General features: G+C 62.7%; 16 protein-coding genes. 11 read left to right on the top strand and 5 right to left on the bottom strand.

Features of this window, described 5'->3' with window-relative positions; all coding sequences use genetic code 11:
* Positions 1–30: 30 nt before the first annotated feature.
* The 3 genes from J3Q04_RS14620 to J3Q04_RS14610 all read right to left on the bottom strand — a co-directional run bounded on the left by J3Q04_RS14620 (position 31) and on the right by J3Q04_RS14610 (position 2,356).
* Positions 31–1,416, bottom strand: a complete 1,386-nt coding sequence (locus J3Q04_RS14620) for a sensor histidine kinase (RefSeq protein WP_434674607.1) — start codon at positions 1,414–1,416, stop codon at positions 31–33.
* Complete coding sequence (locus J3Q04_RS14615) at positions 1,394–2,077, bottom strand: response regulator transcription factor (protein WP_047230191.1); 684 nt, start codon at positions 2,075–2,077, stop codon at positions 1,394–1,396. Before J3Q04_RS14615 ends, J3Q04_RS14620 begins: the two co-directional genes overlap by 23 nt.
* A 78-nt stretch (positions 2,078–2,155) precedes the next feature.
* The gene (locus J3Q04_RS14610) at positions 2,156–2,356 is read right to left on the bottom strand and encodes a hypothetical protein (protein ID WP_420766615.1); all 201 of its coding nucleotides are present in this window, start codon (positions 2,354–2,356) and stop codon (positions 2,156–2,158) included.
* Between the two features lies 1 nt (position 2,357).
* On the opposite strand from J3Q04_RS14610, the gene hcnA reads away from it, so the two are divergent.
* From hcnA to hcnC, 3 genes are read left to right on the top strand one after another with little or no spacing between them, the layout of a single operon-like run.
* Positions 2,358–2,678 carry a cyanide-forming glycine dehydrogenase subunit HcnA gene (gene hcnA, locus J3Q04_RS14605; RefSeq protein WP_420766636.1) on the top strand — a complete coding sequence of 107 codons (321 nt, stop codon included), beginning with the start codon at positions 2,358–2,360 and terminating at the stop codon, positions 2,676–2,678.
* A complete protein-coding gene (hcnB, locus tag J3Q04_RS14600) occupies positions 2,675–4,084 on the top strand; it encodes a cyanide-forming glycine dehydrogenase subunit HcnB (RefSeq protein WP_434611033.1) in 1,410 nt (469 codons plus the stop codon). Before hcnA ends, hcnB begins: the two co-directional genes overlap by 4 nt.
* A complete protein-coding gene (gene hcnC, locus J3Q04_RS14595) occupies positions 4,077–5,336 on the top strand; it encodes a cyanide-forming glycine dehydrogenase subunit HcnC (protein WP_434611035.1) in 1,260 nt (419 codons plus the stop codon). Before hcnB ends, hcnC begins: the two co-directional genes overlap by 8 nt.
* A gap of 50 nt (positions 5,337–5,386) precedes the next feature.
* On the opposite strand, the gene J3Q04_RS14590 is transcribed toward hcnC, so the two are convergent.
* Positions 5,387–5,998, bottom strand: coding sequence for a glutathione S-transferase N-terminal domain-containing protein (locus J3Q04_RS14590; RefSeq protein WP_434611037.1), 612 nt, complete (start codon positions 5,996–5,998; stop codon positions 5,387–5,389).
* A gap of 33 nt (positions 5,999–6,031) precedes the next feature.
* Positions 6,032–6,952 carry a MurR/RpiR family transcriptional regulator gene (locus tag J3Q04_RS14585; RefSeq protein WP_434611039.1) on the bottom strand — a complete coding sequence of 307 codons (921 nt, stop codon included), beginning with the start codon at positions 6,950–6,952 and terminating at the stop codon, positions 6,032–6,034.
* A 313-nt stretch (positions 6,953–7,265) separates the two neighbouring features.
* Between J3Q04_RS14585 and J3Q04_RS14580 the strand changes: the two genes are divergently transcribed.
* The 8 genes from J3Q04_RS14580 to J3Q04_RS14545 all read left to right on the top strand — a co-directional run bounded on the left by J3Q04_RS14580 (position 7,266) and on the right by J3Q04_RS14545 (position 17,822).
* Complete coding sequence (locus tag J3Q04_RS14580; protein WP_420766610.1) at positions 7,266–9,203, top strand: bifunctional 5-dehydro-2-deoxygluconokinase/5-dehydro-2-deoxyphosphogluconate aldolase; 1,938 nt, start codon at positions 7,266–7,268, stop codon at positions 9,201–9,203.
* Between the two features lie 189 nt (positions 9,204–9,392).
* A complete protein-coding gene (gene iolE, locus J3Q04_RS14575; protein WP_434563673.1) occupies positions 9,393–10,286 on the top strand; it encodes a myo-inosose-2 dehydratase in 894 nt (297 codons plus the stop codon).
* Entirely contained in the window at positions 10,283–11,092 is an 810-nt protein-coding gene (gene iolB, locus J3Q04_RS14570; protein ID WP_434611041.1) for a 5-deoxy-glucuronate isomerase, read from the top strand. The genes iolE and iolB overlap by 4 nt, the downstream gene beginning before the upstream one ends.
* A 30-nt stretch (positions 11,093–11,122) precedes the next feature.
* Positions 11,123–12,625, top strand: coding sequence for a CoA-acylating methylmalonate-semialdehyde dehydrogenase (locus J3Q04_RS14565; RefSeq protein ID WP_434611044.1), 1,503 nt, complete (start codon positions 11,123–11,125; stop codon positions 12,623–12,625).
* A gap of 32 nt (positions 12,626–12,657) precedes the next feature.
* Positions 12,658–13,479, top strand: a complete 822-nt coding sequence (locus tag J3Q04_RS14560; RefSeq protein ID WP_434611047.1) for a TIM barrel protein — start codon at positions 12,658–12,660, stop codon at positions 13,477–13,479.
* A gap of 164 nt (positions 13,480–13,643) precedes the next feature.
* Positions 13,644–15,575: a 3D-(3,5/4)-trihydroxycyclohexane-1,2-dione acylhydrolase (decyclizing) gene (iolD, locus tag J3Q04_RS14555; protein WP_434611050.1), complete on the top strand. Its 1,932-nt coding sequence runs from the start codon at positions 13,644–13,646 to the stop codon at positions 15,573–15,575.
* Positions 15,576–15,605: 30 nt separating this feature from the next.
* Positions 15,606–16,616 (top strand): Gfo/Idh/MocA family protein, encoded by a 1,011-nt coding sequence (locus J3Q04_RS14550; RefSeq protein ID WP_420766604.1) that lies wholly within the window; start codon positions 15,606–15,608, stop codon positions 16,614–16,616.
* A gap of 153 nt (positions 16,617–16,769) precedes the next feature.
* A complete protein-coding gene (locus J3Q04_RS14545; RefSeq protein WP_434611052.1) occupies positions 16,770–17,822 on the top strand; it encodes a Gfo/Idh/MocA family protein in 1,053 nt (350 codons plus the stop codon).
* The last annotated feature ends 82 nt before the right edge of the window (positions 17,823–17,904 follow it).

The following is a 17,904-nucleotide window of genomic DNA, read 5'->3' as shown; positions in this document are numbered from 1 at the left end:
AGACGCGCTCCCTCGCCACGGGCCAACGAATCAGAGCAATGTCGCCCGGCAATCGAGCACCAGCCGGGCGCCGCCCGACTCGCTGCGATCCACTTCCAGGGTAAATCCGTGCAAATTGACAATCGCCGCGACAATGGACAGGCCAAGGCCGAATCCGCCGTGCTGGCTGCTGCCCTCGGCGCGGTAGAAACGGCGAAACACCGCCTTGCGCTCTGCCTCCGGGATGCCAGGGCCGGAGTCGAGCACTTCGATGCGGGTGCTGTCGCCCTGGTCGACGCCGCGCAGGATCACCTCACCGCCCGGTGGGGTGAATTTGATGGAATTGCTCAGAAGGTTCGACACGGCCTCGAACAGCAACGCCCGGTCGCCGTTGAGCAGGGGCAGGCTGGCGGGCACCTCCAGCTTGAAAACCAGCTCGCGCTCCTCGGCGAGGGGCAGGTAGAAATCGTGCAGTTCTTGCAATAACTGCAAGGGATCGAGGCGCATGAAGCCGGAGCGACGCTGCTGGTCCTCCAACTCCGATATCCGCAACAGCCCGCGAAACCGCGCCATCAGCGTATCCGTCTCGGCGATCACCTGATCCATCTGCAAGGCTTCGGGCGAGCCGTCCGCCGCTTCCTGCTGGATGCGATAGAGCTGGGCCCGCAGGCGGGTCAGTGGCGTGCGCAAGTCATGGGCGATGTTGTCGCAGACGCCCTTGACCTCGTTCATCAGCCGTTCGATGCGGTCGAGCATGGCGTTGACGATGGCCGCCAGCATGTCCAGCTCATCGCGGCGGCTCGACAGCGGCAGGCGATGGTACAGGTCACCGGCGACGATGGCCTCGGCGCTGGCTTGCAGCTTGCGAATCCGCCGCAACGGCCGGCGCCGCAGCAGGTGCCAGCCGAAGATGCCCGGCAGGATCGTCAGCGATACGCCCCAGAACAGCGCGTGTGAAATGATGCGTGTCACGGCGAACAACGAGCCATTGTCCCGCGCCAGCACCAGCCAGCGACCATCCTGGGTCCGGGTCGCTATCGCGTCGCAACTGTCGGACGGCACGCCCGGGTCGTCGGAATCGACGCAACCGCCGAGCATATGGATCTTGCCATCGAGCGGCAGATCGGCGGGGATGCGTTGGATCGGTCCGCTCAGATGGCGCAACTGCGGATCGAACAGGCCGTAGGCGTCGACGCCGCGTTCGTCCAACGTCAGGCTGGCCATCAGCGCGTCCTCCAGCTGGTCGCCGTGGATGCGCGCGAACAGGTGCTGGCGTTGCATCAGGGAATGTTTGGCGAGGCTGTCGAGGTAGCCAAACACTTCGTAATACATCACCCCCATCAGGATGGCGCTCCAGATCACGAACAGCGCGCTGTAGAGCGCCAGCAGGCGGCTGCTGGAGGATCGCCAGCCCTTAGCGGGGTTCAGCAATGACATAGCCGGACCCTCGTACCGTACGAATCAGCGGTTCCAGGCCCGGCGGGTCGATTTTCTTGCGCAGGCGACCGATGTGGACGTCGATCAGGTTGGTGCCGGGGTCGAAGTGATACCCCCAGACCTCTTCGAAAATCATCATGCGCGACAGGATCTGGCCGCTGTTGCGCATCAGGAATTCCAGCAGTTTGTATTCGGTGGGCAAGAGGCTGAGCAGTTGCCCGTTGCGGCTGGCTTCGCGGCTGATCAGGTTCAGCTCCAGGTCCGCCACCCGCAGCGCGGTCTCGGGTTCACGGGCACCGTTGTTGCGGCGCAGCAACACCTCGACCCGGGCGGCCATTTCATCGGTGGCGAACGGCTTGGTCAGGTAATCGTCGCCACCGGCGCGCAGGCCGCGGACGCGTTCGTCGACATCGGACAGGGCGCTGATCATCAGAATCGGCGTGGCCACGCCCATGGTCCGTAGCGTGGTGACAATCACCAGGCCGTCCAGTTCGGGGAGCATGCGGTCGAGGGTGATCAGGTCGTAGTCACCGCTGACCGCGCGCTCCAAGCCTTCGCGGCCATTGTCGACCCAGTCGACGTCCAGGCCGTTGCGGGTCAGTTCGGCGACAATTTCCCGAGCGGTCACGGCGTCGTCTTCGATGGTCAGGATGCGGTTCATGGTCAGTACCGGGTGAGTAATTGGAGCGACTGCGCAGCATTCTGCCAAAGAATACCTGTCGGCTTTCTGAAAAAAAGTTCATGGGCGCGGACGTGCGCATTGATTGGCCTGGATCAACACTTCGTCACAAATAATCCCTAACATCATTGCGCCGCGCACCAGCATGCTGCGCCTGTTGCCCTGTTTTGGCGCGCAGTCGCCGATGGGCATCGCCGCAAGGCGGGTGGTGGCGTGCCGCAAGGAGCCAAGACCGACTGAACCTTCAAGGAAGAGCTGCATGATGCAACCTCAAGACCTCATACACCGACAATACGATATCCAGCCGCTCGAGGCTGACATGACCGTGCTCCTGGACGGACAGGCTGTCAATGCCGCCCAGGGCGAAACCGTGCTTACCGTGATCCAGGCCCTGGGTCGCCGGCAGGTGGCCCGCAACGACCACGACCAGATCAGTGGCGCCTATTGCGGCATGGGGGTTTGCCACTGCTGCCTGGTCAAGATCGATGGTCGCCATAAGCGCCGCGCCTGCCAGACACTCGTGCGCCCCGGCATGCAGATCGAGACCCGGGCCAACCGCATTGCTGAAACGGAGGCGCCATGAACCTCGATCCAGTCATCGTCGGCGGCGGGCCGGCGGGCATGGCGGCGGCTACCGAGCTGGCCTCCCACGGGGTGCGCTGCACCTTGCTCGAAGAGGCGCCGCGCCTCGGTGGCGTGGTGTATCGCGGCCCCTTGCGCGATGGCGTATGCCTGGATTACCTGGGGGCCCGCTACAGCGAAGCGTTGGAGAAGCTCCATGGGGACTTCCAGCGCCACGCCGACCTGATCGACGTGCAATTGGGCAGCCGTGTCATCGGGGCGGAGGGATTCCGGGCGCTGACGCTGCTCGATGCGCACGAGCGCTTGCGGTCGGTTGCCTATTCGCAGTTGATCCTGGCAGCGGGGTGCCATGAACGCAGCGTACCGTTCCCTGGCTGGACCCTCCCGGGCGTGATGATGCTTGGCGGCTTGCAGCTGCAGATCAAGAGCGGCGTGGTCAAGCCGCCGAGCCCGGTGGTGATCGCCGGGACGGGCCCGTTATTGCCATTGGTGGCCTGTCAGCTTCACGCCTCGGGCGTCACCGTGGCGGGCGTCTATGAGGCGTGTGCGTTCGGCAGGATCGCCAAGGAAAGCCTAGCGCTGCTGAACAAGCCGCAACTGTTCCTCGACGGCCTGGGCATGCTCGCGTACCTCAAGCGCCATCGCATTCCCGTGCGCTATGGCTGGGGCGTGGTGCGTGCCGAAGGCGAGGGCGAGTTGAGCGCCGTGACCGTAGCGCCGTACTCCGTAAATTGGGAACCGGACCTTGCGCGCGCCGAACAGGTGCCGGCCCAGACGTTGGCCGTCGGCTACGGGTTTATCCCGCGCACCCAGCTGAGCCAGCAGATGGGCCTGGAACATGGTTTCAGCGACGACGGCTATCTGCGTGCCGTGTCCGATGCCTGGCAACGGGGCAGCGAGGCGCATGTCCATCTGGCGGGCGACATGGGCGGGATTCGCGGGGGAGAGGCAGCCATGCTGAGCGGGCGCATCGCGGCGCTGTCGGTGCTGGTGCAACGCAATGTCCTGGATGAGGCGGCAGCCCTCGGTCGTCGCGAGCGGTACCAGGCACAACTGGACCGCATCATTCGTTTTCGCGCCGCGGTCGATCGCTACACCCAGCGCGGGGCGGGGCAAACGGCGCTGCCTGCCGCCGACACGGTGATCTGCCGCTGCGAACATGCCACCCGCGCCGACATCGACCGGGCCCTGGCGCAGGGCGTGCAAGACATGGCCAGCCTGAAGATGCGCACCCGCGTGAGCATGGGCGACTGCCAGGGGCGCATGTGCGTCGGTTATTGCAGCGACCGGTTGCGCGAGGCCACCGGGCGCGCTGATGTAGGGTGGCTACGGCCACGTTTCCCCATAGATCCTGTTCCTTTTTCAGCGTTCCAGTACCTCGGCACGGAGGCCGTTTCCCATGATTAGGCATTACGATGTTGTGATTGCCGGTGGCGGCGTGATCGGCGCCTCCTGCGCTTACCAGCTGTCCAAGCGCAACCATCTGAAGATCGCCCTGATCGACGCCAAGCGTCCAGGCAACGCCACCCGCGCCTCGGCGGGTGGCCTCTGGGCCATTGGCGAATCGGTGGGCCTGGGTTGCGGGGTGATTTTCTTCAGGATGATGTCAGCCAATCGCAAGCGCCAGGCCCAGGGCGCCGCCGTGGCGGTGGATGCCAGCACGCCGCACATCCTGCCCGATTCGTTTTTCGAATTCGCCTTGCAGTCCAACGCGATGTACCCGCAATTGCACCGGGAACTGTTCGATCGTCATGGCATGGATTTCAAGTTCGAACGGACCGGGCTCAAGTTCGTGATCTACGACGATGAAGATCGGTTGTATGCCGAGCATATCGTCGCCTGCATTCCTCATCTGGCCGATCAGGTGCGCTGGCTCGACCAGGCGGCATTGCGCGAGGCCGAGCCGAACGTCAGCCACGAGGCCCGGGGTGCCCTGGAGTTCCTGTGCGACCATCAGGTCAGCCCATTCCGCCTGGCAGACGCCTACACCGAGGGCGCGCGGCAGAACGGTGTCGACCTGTTCTTCAACACCAACGTGACTGACGTGTTGCGAAGCGGGACGCGGGTCACCGGCGTGAAGACCGCCGAGGCCGGTACATTCACTTGCCAGACCTTGATCAACGCCGCCGGCGCCTGGGCGGCGGACCTGAGCGAGCAGGCAACGGGCGTGCGGATCCCGGTCAAGCCAGTCAAGGGCCAGATCCTCTTGACCGAGCGCATGCCCAAAATCCTCAATGGCTGCCTGACCACCAGCGACTGCTACGTGGCGCAGAAAGACAACGGCGAAATCCTCATCGGCAGCACCACGGAGGACAAAGGGTTCGACGTGACCACCACCTACCCGGAGATCGAAGGGCTGGTACAGGGTGCCGTGCGCTGTATCCCGCAACTGGCCGACATCAACCTGAAGCGCACCTGGGCCGGCCTGCGTCCAGGCTCACCCGATGAGCTACCGATCTTGGGGCCGATGCGCGGTGTCGAGGGCTACCTCAACGCCTGCGGGCACTTTCGCACCGGTATCCTGACCTCGGCCATCACCGGCGTGCTGCTGGACAAACTGGTGAACCAGGAGCCGCTGCCACTGGACATCACGCCATTCCTGGCCGACCGCTTCGAGGTAGCGCCGACTCCAGAGCCTAGAAAAATGGAACCGGCCTGAACCCTGTGGGAGCGAGCTTGCTCGCTCCCACAAAGGCATGTATCCAGCCGTCATTCCACCGGCGTGCTGACAAACGCTTCCAACCCTTCGGCATAGGCGGTGAATGCGCTGATCAGCGGGAAGGACTTGCCTTGTACTTGATCCGCCACCAACAGGTTGGTGAAGGTCCACGCCACGGCGACGGTGATGCCGGCCTGATCGATGGAACCATCGGTGGGCAGCGGTTGTTTTGCCAGGGCTTGCTCCAGCTCACCGTAGGCGGCCAGCAACTGGCCCGAAATTCGTGACAGCCACGGAGCATGTTGGATATCCGCCGGTCGCAGGGTGCGTTCGTAATAGATCTGCACCGACTTTTCGCACGCCGCCAGCGCCAGCCCGACCAATTGCAAGGAGCGCAATCGTTGGGCTGGATCGGACGGCATCAGGCTGTTCGCCGGGCCGGCCAGTGCCTCCAGGTAATCGATGATCAAGGTGGAATCCATCAACACCGAGGCATCATCCATCACCAGCGTGGGGGCCTTGACCACCGGGTTGATGCTCTGGAAATGCTCGAATTGCCGGAACACCGACACCGATTCGTGTTCTAGGGCAATCCCTAGGCATTTGGCGGAAATGGCGACGCGTCGCACGTAGGGCGAGTCCAACATGCCGATCAGTTTCATGGCTTCTCCTTCAGCGGTTTGGCAGGTCGGGTATCAATCCTCGAAGCCGACCTGTTCATGGATTTCATCGACTTTGAGTTCGAGTCGGTAGGCCACGGCGATGAACAGCGCTTGGCACAGGCACAACGTGGCGCTCAACGAGCGGAACGCGAACGAGCTGCCTTCGTTGACCAGCAACACCGCGTTGGCCCGCTTGGCCAGCGGCGATAAGTTGCTGTCGGTGATGATCAGTGTCTTCGCCTGGTGATGCTGGGCAATGCGTAGGCAGTGCTGGGTTTCCTTGCCGTAAGGCGTAAAGCTGATGGCAATCACCAGGTCGTTGGCCCGCACGCTGCGCATCTGCTCGCGATAACTGCCGCCCAGGCCGGAGACCAGGTGAATGCGCTTGTTGGTGTGCTGCAGGTTGTAGACCAGGTAATCGGCCACCGCGAATGAACGCCGCACACCGACCACATAGATGTTGTCGGCATTCACCACCAGGTCCACGGCTTTTTCGAACGCCTCGTCTTCGAGCTCCAGCCCCAGGCGTTCGATACCCGATAGGGTCGCGTTGACGCATTCCCGGGCCAGGTCGCCGGCACTGGCCTTCTGGGATTTGTTGGCGATCATGCTGCGAATGCGTTGCTGGTAGTTCTGTACCGGCGTGGTTTTGTGGGTGTACGCCTCGCGGAACAAAGCCTGCATTTCGCTGAACCCGCTGAAGCCGAAGCGCTGGGAGAAGCGCACGATGGCCGAGGGATGCACTTCACATTCCCGGGCGATGTCGCTGATGCGATCAACCATGATCCGGTCGCTTTGCTGGCTCATATAGCTGGCGATGCGCTTGAGCTGGCGCGGCAGGCCTTCGTATTCCTCGGTGATCAGTTGCAACAGCCGCTCGGCGTTGATCGGTGGGCTGGGGAGGGCGGCTTCGGACGCGCTCTCGGACGACGCCTGCAGATCGGGGCGGGTCATAGGAAATCCTTCTGGCTTGTTCTTATAGGACGCCCCTGAAAAACGGGCCGATCCTCGACAATAGGTTGGCTGGTCGCAGTCTACAGCGTAGGCGGGAGGAAAATCATGGGTGAACGAAGTTGTAGCGCCTGCTGAAACGATGCACCGCGTCTGGCCCGGTTGAGCAATAGCATATTGGAAAAAATATTCCACGATAAAAATATATGGAAAAAATATTGATTCTTGGCGCTTGCTCGTTTTAGTCTGCATCCACCAAAGCGTTGGCGTCGGTTCCGACGGCAAGCGCAGGCTGATAAAAATAACAGGAGCCAGCATGGGTCAGACTCGTTTTGCCAGTGGGCGTCAATTGGATGTCATCTGCCTGGGACGCCTGGGCGTCGATCTCTATGCGCAGCAGGTCGGCGCGCGGCTGGAAGATGTCAGCAGTTTTGCCAAGTACCTGGGTGGATCGTCGGCCAACATCGCCTTCGGTACGGCCCGCCTGGGGCTGAAATCGGCGATGTTGAGCCGTGTAGGCGACGATCACATGGGGCGTTTCCTGGTGCAGTCCCTCGCCCGGGAAGGCTGTGACGTCAGCGGCATCAAGGTCGATGCCGAGCGCCTGACCGCCATGGTCTTGCTGGGTATCAAGGATCGCGAGACCTTTCCCCTGGTGTTCTACCGGGAAAACTGCGCGGACATGGCGCTGCGGGCCGAAGACATCGACGAAACCTTTATCGCTTCCAGCAAGGCGCTGCTGATCACCGGCACTCATTTCTCTACCGAAGGCGTCTACAACGCGAGCATCCAGGCGCTGGACCATGCCCGAAAACACAACGTCAAATGCGTTCTCGACATCGATTACCGCCCGGTCCTCTGGGGCCTGGCGAGCAAGGCCGACGGTGAAACCCGTTTCGTTGCCGACCGCAAGGTCAGCCAGCACGTGCAAGGCATCCTGGCGCGTTTCGACCTGATCGTCGGCACCGAGGAAGAATTCCTCATCGCTGGCGGCAGCGAGGACCTGCTGGCCGCGCTGCGTACGGTGCGCGCGCTGACGGCGGCAACCCTGGTGGTCAAGCTCGGCCCACAAGGATGTACGGTGATCCACGGTGACATCCCGAACCGATTGGAAGACGGCGCCATTTATCCGGGCGTTAGGGTCGAAGTCTTGAATGTGCTGGGTGCCGGTGATGCGTTCATGTCCGGGTTCCTCGCCGGTTGGCTGGAGGACGCCGACGATGAGCGCTGCTGCCAGTTGGCCAATGCCTGCGGTGGCCTGGTGGTTTCGCGCCATGCCTGCGCTCCGGCGATGCCGACCCGGGCCGAACTCGACTATTTGTTCAACAGCCCGGTGCCCATCACCCGACCGGACCAGGATGCCGCGCTGCAACGGCTGCATCAGGTGAGCGTGCCGCGCAGGGCCTGGAAGCAGTTGTTCATCTTCGCCTTCGACCATCGCTGGCAACTGGTGGAACTGGCTCAGCGCGGCGGGCGTGGCCTCGACAGTATCAGCGAGCTCAAGCAACTGTTCATCCAGGCTGTGCAGCGGGTCGAGGTCGACCTGCAACGCCAGGGTATCGCCGCCGATGTCGGTTTGCTGGCCGACCAGCGCTTTGGCCAGGACTCCCTCAACGCGGCCACCGGGCGTGGCTGGTGGGTGGCGCGGCCGGTGGAAGTGCAGGGCTCGCGGCCGCTGGCGTTCGAGCACGGGCGCTCCATCGGCAGCAACCTGATTGCCTGGCCGCAGGAACAGATCATCAAATGCCTGGTTCAATTTCACCCCGACGACGAACCGCTGCTGCGCCTGGAACAAGAGGCCCAGTTGATGGGCTTGTACAAGGCGTCCCAGGTCAGCGGTCATGAGTTGCTGCTGGAAGTCATCCCGCCGAAGGATCATCCATCAGCCCATCCGGACGTGCTCTATCGCGCCCTCAAGCGCCTCTACAACCTGGGTATTTTCCCGGCGTGGTGGAAGATCGAAGCGCAGACTGCCCAAGAGTGGAAGCAACTCGACGAGTTGATCCAGCAGCGCGACCCGTACTGCCGTGGCGTGGTGCTGCTGGGCCTCAACGCCCCGGCCGCCGCATTGGCCGAGGGCTTCCGCCAGGCCAGCCAGAGCACCACCTGCCGGGGCTTTGCCGTGGGCCGGACGATTTTCCAGGAGCCGAGCCGGGCCTGGATGGCCGGGGAGATCGATGACGAAACGTTGATCCGGGACGTGCAGGGGCGGTTTGTGGAATTGATCGAGGCGTGGCGCAGTGCCCGGGCTTGATGACAGGGCCCTTGTGGCGAGGGAGCTTGCTCCCGCTGGACTGCGAAGCAGTCCCAAATCCAGCCACCCTCGATTTGACAGGTAAAACCGCATCCATAGTTTTGCGACTGCTTCGCAGCCGAGCGGGAGCAAGCTCCCTCGCCACAGGTGATCGGCTGAACATTAGAGACAACAATAAAAGGTGCAGCCATGCCCGCTATTCGAATTGGCATCAACCCGATTTCCTGGAGCAACGACGACCTGCCGTCCCTTGGCGGCGAGACGCCCTTGAGCACGGCGCTGAGCGAAGGCAAGGAAATCGGCTACGAAGGGTTTGAGCTCAACGGCAAGTTCCCCAAGGACGCCAAGGGCGTCGGCGACGTGTTGCGCCCGTACGACCTGGCGCTGGTTTCCGGCTGGTATTCCAGTCGATTGGCGCGGCGTTCGGCGGCCGAGGAAATCGACGCCATCGCCAGCCATGTCGAACTGCTGGCGCAGAACGGCGCGACGGTATTGGTCTATGGCGAAGTGGCTGACTCCATCCAGGGCCAGCGCATCCCCTTGATCGAACGCCCGCGCTTTCACACCGACGAAGCCTGGCAAGCCTACGCCGACAAGCTCACCGAACTGGCGCGCTTCACCCTGTCCCAGGGCGTGCGACTGGCCTATCACCACCACATGGGCGCCTACGTAGAATCGCCTTCGGACATCGACAAGCTGATGGCCCTGACCGGCAGCGAAGTGGGCCTGCTGTTCGACTCTGGGCATTGCTACATGGGCGGTGGCGAACCGCTGCAAGTCTTGCGCAAGCACATCGAGCGCATCTGTCACGTGCATTTCAAGGACGTGCGCAAACCCGTGGTGCAGCTGGCGCGCAACAACCTCTGGAGTTTCCCCGACTGCATCATCAATGGCACCTTCACCGTGCCGGGGGATGGCGACATCGATTTCGCTGCGTTGCTCGACGTCCTACTGGCTGCCGACTACCAAGGGTGGCTGGTGGTGGAAGCCGAGCAGGACCCCGCCGTGGCGCCGAGTTATGTCTACGCCAAGAAGGGCTACGACACCTTGCGTGCCCTGCTGCAAGAGAGGATGCCGGCATGAGCCTGTTGATCAAGAGCAATCCCGGCGGCCAGAAACTGGTCGAACTGCCCCATGGTGCGTTGGATTACGTGGGCTTCGCGGCCTACCGCCTGAGCCTCGGAGAAACCCTTCCGGTGATGGCGGGTGACAAGGAGTTGTGTGTGGTCCTGCTCAGCGGGCGTATCGACCTCAAGGGCGAAGCGCCGGGGCAGGGAACGTTCAACTGGGACAACCTCGGTGACCGCCACTCGGTGTTCGAGGATAAATCCCCCTACGCCGCATACCTGCCACCCGGCAGCCAGGCCCAGGTGACGGCCTTGAGCGACGTGCAAGTAGCGGTGTGCGCCGCGCCGGGCGCGGCCAGCAATGAATACGGACCACGGCTGATCCGCCCGCAAAGCATGAAACGCAGCGTTCGCGGCAAGGGCGCCAATACTCGTTATGTCTGCGACATCCTGCCCGACAGCGAACCGGCCCACTCGCTGCTGGTAGTGGAAGTGCGCACGCCGTCCGGTCATTCGTCCAGCTATCCGCCCCACAAGCACGACACCGACGACCTGCCGCACCAGAGCTTTCTCGAAGAGACCTACTACCACCAGGTCAACCCGTCCCAGGGCTTCGTGTTCCAGCGGGTCTACACCGACGACCGCAGCATCGACCAGGCCATGGCCGTGGAAAACAGTGACCTGGTGGTGGTGCCCAAGGGTTACCACCCGGTCAGCGTGCCCTACGGGTACGAGTCGTATTACCTGAATGTCATGGCCGGTCCGAAGCGGGTCTGGCAGTTCCATAACGACCCGCAGCACAGCTGGCTGCTCGACCTCTGAATTCGAACATTCCAACGGAGAACCAGGACAATGAGCGACACCCCGGTAATAGGCCATTACATCAACGGCCAAGTGCAGGATGGCGACACCGCTCGCTCCAGCAATGTCTTCAACCCGGCCACCGGCGCGGTGCAGGCCCGGGTGGCCCTGGCCGAGCCGAGTACCGTCGAGGCAGCGGTGGCCTCGGCGCTGGCGGCGTTCCCGGCCTGGTCCGAGCAATCGTCGTTGCGACGGTCGCGGGTGATGTTCAAGTTCAAGGAATTGCTCGACCGCCACCATGATGAGTTGGCGCAGATCATCAGCCGTGAACACGGCAAGGTGCTGTCCGACGCCCACGGCGAAGTCACCCGCGGTATCGAAATCGTCGAGTACGCCTGCGGTGCGCCGAGCCTGCTCAAGACCGATTTCAGCGACAACATTGGCGGCGGTATCGATAACTGGAATTTGCGCCAACCGCTGGGCGTTTGCGCTGGCGTCACGCCGTTCAACTTCCCGGTCATGGTGCCGTTGTGGATGATTCCCCTGGCGCTGGTTGCCGGCAACTGCTTCATCCTCAAGCCTTCGGAACGCGACCCGTCCGCCAGTTTGCTGATGGCCCGCTTGCTGACCGAAGCCGGCCTGCCGGACGGCGTATTCAATGTCGTCCAGGGCGACAAGGCGGCCGTGGATGCGCTATTGCAGCACCCGGACATCGAGGCGATCTCTTTTGTCGGCTCCACGCCCATCGCCGAATACATCCACCAGCAGGGTACGGCGCACGGTAAGCGCGTGCAGGCCCTGGGTGGGGCGAAGAACCACATGATCGTCATGCCCGATGCCGACCTCGACCAGGCGGCGGACGCGCTGATCGGCGCGGCCTACGGTTCTGCCGGCGAGCGCTGCATGGCGATTTCCATCGCGGTGGCGGTGGGCGACGTGGGCGATGAGCTGATCGCCCGACTGTTGCCACGTATCGACCAACTGAAAGTCGGCAATGGCCAGCAACCCGGCACCGACATGGGGCCGTTGGTCACCGCCGAACACAAGGCCAAGGTAGAAGGCTTCATCGATGCTGGCGTGGCCGAGGGTGCGCGACTGATCGTCGACGGCCGGGGCTTCAAGGTGCCGGGGGCCGAGCAGGGATTTTTTGTCGGCGCGACGCTGTTCGACCAGGTCACCGCCGAGATGAGCATCTACCAACAGGAGATTTTCGGCCCGGTGCTGGGCATCGTTCGTGTGCCGGATTTCGCCACGGCGGTGGCGCTGATCAATACCCATGAGTTTGGCAACGGCGTGTCGTGCTTCACCCGTGATGGCGGCATCGCCCGGGCGTTCGCCCGCAGCATCAAGGTCGGCATGGTGGGCATCAACGTGCCGATCCCGGTGCCCATGGCCTGGCACTCCTTTGGCGGCTGGAAGCGTTCGCTGTTCGGGGATCACCATGCCTATGGCGAGGAAGGCCTGCGTTTCTACAGTCGCTACAAGAGCGTGATGCAGCGCTGGCCCGACAGCATCGCCAAGGGCCCCGAGTTCAGCATGCCCACTGCCCAATAACTCATTTCATGAATGCCGGAGGGAGAACAACAATGAACAAGCCCCTGCGTTTTGCCTTGAATCGAATGGTTGCCCCGCGCCTGTCGCTGCCTGCTTTCATCGACCTGGCGCTGGCGTTGAAGACCGATGCCATCGAGATTCGCAATGACCTCAAAGGTGTCGAGATCGAAGACGGCATGCCGCCGGCCCATGTCCGCGAGTTGTGCGAGGCGCGCGGCATCAAAGTGCTGTCGATCAACGCCCTGTACCCGTTCGATGTGTGGAACGAAGAGCGCCGTGCCCAGGCCGTGCGCCTGGCCGATTACGCCCGCGAGTGTGGCGCCGAGGGATTGGTGATGTGCCCGCTCAACGATCGCGCCGATCCGCGCAGCGAGGTCGAGCGAGCGGCGGGGTTGCGTACTGCCTTAAGTGAACTGGCGCCGATTCTGCGCGCCTTCGGCATTTACGGTTTCATCGAACCCTTGGGTTTTGCAGAGTGCTCGCTACGCCGCAAGCGCACGGCGGTGGAAGCGATCAAGGCCACCGACGGGCTGGATGTGTTTCGCCTGGTGCATGACACCTTCCATCACCATCTGGCCGGCGAGCAGGAGTTCTTCCCTGAATTGACCGGGCTGGTTCACATCTCAGGGGTCGAGGATGCCCAAGCGCCACTGGCGACCATTCGCGACGGCCATCGAGTGCTGGTGGGCGAGGGGGATATTCTCGGCAATGCCGGGCAGATCGAGGCGCTGCTCCGCGGCGGCTATGACGGTTACCTGTCCTTCGAGCCGTTTGCCGAAAGTGTTCATGAGTTGGCCGATATTCGCCAAGCGTTGGGGGCGAGTATGAATCACTTGCAGAAGTCCCAGGCCTGAGCTGATTTTGACTTGATGAAGATCCCCTTGTGGGAGCGAGCCTGCTCGCGAAGGCGGCAGTACATCCAACACTGATGTCGCCTGACAGGTCGCTTTCGCGAGCAGGCTCGCTCCCACAGGGGGTGAGTAAATTTGCCGGATTTGCATTCCAATAAGGTGCAAGCATGACCACAACAAGACTGACCATGGCCCAGGCCCTGGTGAAATTTCTCGATAACCAGTACGTCGAGGTCGATGGCGTCCAGAGCAAGTTCGTCGCCGGGGTGTTTACCATTTTCGGCCATGGCAATGTGCTGGGCCTGGGCCAGGCGCTGGAGCAGGACAGCGGCGACCTAGTGGTTCATCAGGGCCGCAACGAACAAGGCATGGCTCATGCCGCCATCGGGTTTGCCAAGCAGCATCTGCGGCGCAGAATCTACGCCTGTACCTCGTCGGTTGGTCCCGGCGCGGCGAACATGCTGACCGCCGCCGCCACCGCGACGGCCAATCGCATCCCGCTGCTGCTGTTACCTGGCGATGTCTATGCCAGTCGTCAGCCGGACCCGGTGCTGCAACAGATCGAGCAATTCCATGACCTGAGCATCAGCACCAACGATGCCTTCAAGGCCGTGAGCAAATACTGGGATCGCATCAACCGCCCCGAGCAATTGATGACTGCCGCGATCCAGGCCATGCGCGTGCTCACCGACCCGGCCGAGACCGGCGCGGTGACCCTGGCGCTGCCCCAGGACGTCCAGGCCGAAGCCTACGATTACCCGGATTATTTTTTGCAGAAACGCGTGCACCGCATCGACCGCCGGCCGGCCACCGAAGCGATGCTCGGCGATGCCCTGGCGTTGTTCAAGGGCAAGCGCAAGCCATTGATCATCTGCGGTGGCGGGGTGAAGTACTCCGGGGCCAATGCTGCATTGCAAGCCTTTGCCGAGCGCTTCGAGATTCCCTTTGCCGAGACTCAGGCGGGAAAAAGCGCCATCGTCTCCAGCCACCCGCTGAATGTCGGTGGCGTTGGCGAGACCGGCTGCCTGGCGGCGAACCTGCTGGCCAAGGAAGCGGACCTGATCATCGGCATCGGCACCCGCTACAGCGATTTCACCACAGCGTCGAAATGGCTGTTTCAGCATTGCGACGTGCAATTTCTCAACCTCAACATCAGCCCGTGCGATGCGCTGAAACTCGATGGCGTGCAACTGCTGGCCGACGCCCGTTCGGGCCTGGAGGCGCTGGCCGACAAGCTGGGGGACTACCGTGCCGAATGGGGCGCGCAGATCGCCGACGCCAAGGCCCAGCTCGACGCCGAAGTGGACCGGATCTACCAGGCAGATTTCCAGACCCAGGACTTCGTCCCGGAAATCAACGATCACATGGACCCCGCAGTGTTTCGTGAATTCATCGAGCTCACGGGGTCCTGCCTGACCCAAAGTCGCGTGCTTGGCACCCTCAACGAAACCCTGGCGGACGACGCCATCATCGTCGCCGCCGCCGGCAGCCTGCCCGGCGACCTGCAGCGCAGTTGGCGCAGCAAGGGCGTGAATACTTACCACGTCGAATACGCTTATTCATGCATGGGCTATGAGGTGAATGCCGCCCTGGGGGTGAAATTCGCCGAGCCCGATAAAGAGGTCTACGCGCTGGTGGGCGACGGCTCCTACATGATGCTGCACTCGGAACTCGCAACCTCCATCCAGGAGCGGCGCAAGATCAACATCGTGCTGCTGGACAACATGACCTTCGGTTGCATCAACAACCTGCAAATGGAACACGGCATGGACAGCTTCGGCACCGAGTTCCGCTTCCGCAACCCCGAGACGGGCAAGCTCGATGGCGGCTTTGTGCCGGTGGATTTCGCCATGAGCGCGGCGGCCTATGGCTGCAAGACCTACACGGTCAAGACGTTGGACGAGTTGTACGCGGCATTGGCCGACGCCCGGCGCCAGACGGTCTCGACCCTGATCGACATCAAGGTCCTGCCCAAGACCATGATCCACAAATACCTATCCTGGTGGCGGGTCGGCGTGGCGCAGGTCTCCACCAGCGCCCGCACCGATGCCGTCGCCAAGACCCTCAACGAACGACTGGCCAAGGCCCGTCAATACTGATTGCGCCAACACCTACATAAGGAGTTCAACATGTCTTTGAAGCTGGGCGTCATCGGCACCGGGGCCATCGGCCAGGACCACATCCGTCGTTGCAGCCAGACCTTGCTCAACAGCCAGGTGGTGGCAGTGACTGACATCAACCTTGCCCAGGCGGCGAAAGTGGTGGCCGACCTCAAACTGACCGCCGAGGTCTATCCGGACGGCCACGCGTTGATCGCGGCGCCGGACGTCGAGGCGATCCTCGTCACCTCCTGGGGGCCGAGCCATGAAGAGTTCGTGCTGGCGGCCATCGCGGCAGGCAAACCGGTGTTCTGCGAAAAGCCCCTGGCGGTCACGGCCGAAGGCTGCCGCAAAATCGTCGACGCCGAAGTGGCCCACGGCAAGCGCCTGGTGCAGGTGGGCTTCATGCGCCCTTATGATGAAGGTTACCGCGCGCTCAAATCGGTGATCGACAGCGGCCAGATTGGCGAGCCGTTGATGCTGCATTGCGCCCACCGCAACCCGAGCGTGGGGGAGAACTACAAGACCGACATGGCGATCACCGATACCCTGATCCACGAGCTGGACGTGCTGCGTTGGCTGCTGGCCGACGACTATGTGTCGGTACAGGTGGTGTTCCCGCGCAAGAGCAGCAAGGCTTTGGCCCACCTGCGGGATCCGCAGATCGTTCTGCTGGAAACCGCCAAGGGCACGCGGATCGACGTCGAGGTGTTCGTCAACTGCCAGTACGGTTACGACATCCAATGCGAAGTGGTGGGGGAGACCGGCATCGCCAAGCTGCCGGAACCGTCCCAGGTGCAACTGCGCAGCGGCGCCAAGCTGTCCAATGCCATCCTGATGGATTGGAAGGATCGCTTCATCGCCGCTTATGACGTCGAGTTGCAGGCGTTCATCGACGGCGTGCGTGCCGGGCAAGTAGGCGGGCCGTCGGCCTGGGATGGTTTCGCCGCGGCGGTGGCGGCGGATGCCTGTGTCCAAGCGCAGCAGAGTGGGCAGATCATCAAGGTCGAGCTGCCGGAGCGGCCACGCTTTTACGGCTGACCACATTCCCTCTGTGGAATGCAGTCAATTGTGGGAGCGAGCCTGCTCGCGAAGGCGTCAGGCCAGTCAATATTCATGTTGGTTGACACACCGCTTTCGCGAGCAGGCTCGCTCCCACAGGGGCCCGGCGTTATTTCCAGATAAGGAGTGTTCATGCGAATCGGACTAGTGGGCTATGGCAAGGGCGGGCGGTTTTTTCATGCGCCGCTCATCAGCAGCCTGCCGGGCGCTACGTTTGTCGGGGTGGTGACCCGTTCCGCCGAGCGACGCCAGCAATTGGCAACCGAGCATCCGCGGGTCCAGGCCTTCGATAGTCTTGAGCAACTGGTGGCGGCCGGCGTCGATGCGGTGGTGGTGTCCACGCCGCTGCAAGCGCGCCCTGCCATTGTGATGGAGGCCATCGAGCACGGCGTGGCGGTGGTCAGCGACAAGCCATTCGCCCTTGATGCCGGGCAGGCCGAAGCGATGGTGTTGGCTGCCGAACGACGCAACGTACCGTTGAGCGTGTACCAGAACCGCCGCTGGGATTCGGATTTCCTGACGGTGCGCAAATTGCTTTCATCCGGTGCCCTGGGGCAGGTCATTCGTTTTGAGTCCAGCGTCGAACGTTACTCGCCGACCTCGGTGGGCAAAGCCAGTGGCGGGGGCTTCCTGCGGGATTTGGGCAGCCATCTGGTGGACCAGGCGCTGCAATTGTTCGGGCCGGTGACCCGGGTGTATGCCGAGCTGGATTATCGACAGCCAGGCCAGGCCTACGACAACGGTTTTTTCATGTCGTTGGTCCACGCAAGCGGTGTGGTCTCGCACTTGAGCGGCAATTGCCTGCAAAGCGCTCCGCGCCCAAGGTTTCGGGTCAGTGGCAGCGAAGGCTGCTATACCGTCGAAGGCCTCGATGGTCAGGAGGCCCTGGCATTGGCGGGACTGAGCCCCGCCACCGAGGGCGAACGTTGGGGCACGGAAGAACATCGGCGCTGGGGCTGGTTCGAACACGGTGCCGAGCGCGAGCGGGTAGCCTCGGAACGGGGCTGCTGGCTCGCGTTCTATCAGCGTCTACAGACAGCGTTGCAGGGCGACGGCCCGCTGCCCGTTGCGGCCCGCGATGCCCTGGCCACGACACGCCTCCTGGACGCGGCAAGACAGAGCGCGGAGCAGGGTCAGGTGGTGTGTTTATCCGAGCCTGTAGGACATGGAATAAAAAACGAATAAAATTCTAAAATGGGTTGATATGGAAAATATTTTCCAATAAAGTCGATTCCAGGTTACCGACAACCCTGTCCGCGTTTATCCA

Source organism: Pseudomonas sp. D4-21, from assembly GCF_051132125.1.
Classification (GTDB): Bacteria; Pseudomonadota; Gammaproteobacteria; order Pseudomonadales; family Pseudomonadaceae; genus Aquipseudomonas.
The sequence above is the reverse complement of the archived record's forward strand: the minus strand, read 5'-3'. Positions and strand labels throughout refer to the sequence as shown.

What these genes read in the sequence shown, in the direction of transcription:
- J3Q04_RS14620 (WP_434674607.1), bottom strand. Translation starts at nt 1,416, where the DNA reads ATGTCATTGCTGAACCCCGCTAAGGGCTGGCGATCCTCCAGCAGCCGC.
- J3Q04_RS14615 (WP_047230191.1), bottom strand. Translation starts at nt 2,077, where the DNA reads ATGAACCGCATCCTGACCATCGAAGACGACGCCGTGACCGCTCGGGAA.
- J3Q04_RS14610 (WP_420766615.1), bottom strand. Translation starts at nt 2,356, where the DNA reads ATGCAGCTCTTCCTTGAAGGTTCAGTCGGTCTTGGCTCCTTGCGGCAC.
- hcnA (WP_420766636.1), top strand. Translation starts at nt 2,358, where the DNA reads ATGCAACCTCAAGACCTCATACACCGACAATACGATATCCAGCCGCTC.
- hcnB (WP_434611033.1), top strand. Translation starts at nt 2,675, where the DNA reads ATGAACCTCGATCCAGTCATCGTCGGCGGCGGGCCGGCGGGCATGGCG.
- hcnC (WP_434611035.1), top strand. Translation starts at nt 4,077, where the DNA reads ATGATTAGGCATTACGATGTTGTGATTGCCGGTGGCGGCGTGATCGGC.
- J3Q04_RS14590 (WP_434611037.1), bottom strand. Translation starts at nt 5,998, where the DNA reads ATGAAACTGATCGGCATGTTGGACTCGCCCTACGTGCGACGCGTCGCC.
- J3Q04_RS14585 (WP_434611039.1), bottom strand. Translation starts at nt 6,952, where the DNA reads ATGACCCGCCCCGATCTGCAGGCGTCGTCCGAGAGCGCGTCCGAAGCC.
- J3Q04_RS14580 (WP_420766610.1), top strand. Translation starts at nt 7,266, where the DNA reads ATGGGTCAGACTCGTTTTGCCAGTGGGCGTCAATTGGATGTCATCTGC.
- iolE (WP_434563673.1), top strand. Translation starts at nt 9,393, where the DNA reads ATGCCCGCTATTCGAATTGGCATCAACCCGATTTCCTGGAGCAACGAC.
- iolB (WP_434611041.1), top strand. Translation starts at nt 10,283, where the DNA reads ATGAGCCTGTTGATCAAGAGCAATCCCGGCGGCCAGAAACTGGTCGAA.
- J3Q04_RS14565 (WP_434611044.1), top strand. Translation starts at nt 11,123, where the DNA reads ATGAGCGACACCCCGGTAATAGGCCATTACATCAACGGCCAAGTGCAG.
- J3Q04_RS14560 (WP_434611047.1), top strand. Translation starts at nt 12,658, where the DNA reads ATGAACAAGCCCCTGCGTTTTGCCTTGAATCGAATGGTTGCCCCGCGC.
- iolD (WP_434611050.1), top strand. Translation starts at nt 13,644, where the DNA reads ATGACCACAACAAGACTGACCATGGCCCAGGCCCTGGTGAAATTTCTC.
- J3Q04_RS14550 (WP_420766604.1), top strand. Translation starts at nt 15,606, where the DNA reads ATGTCTTTGAAGCTGGGCGTCATCGGCACCGGGGCCATCGGCCAGGAC.
- J3Q04_RS14545 (WP_434611052.1), top strand. Translation starts at nt 16,770, where the DNA reads ATGCGAATCGGACTAGTGGGCTATGGCAAGGGCGGGCGGTTTTTTCAT.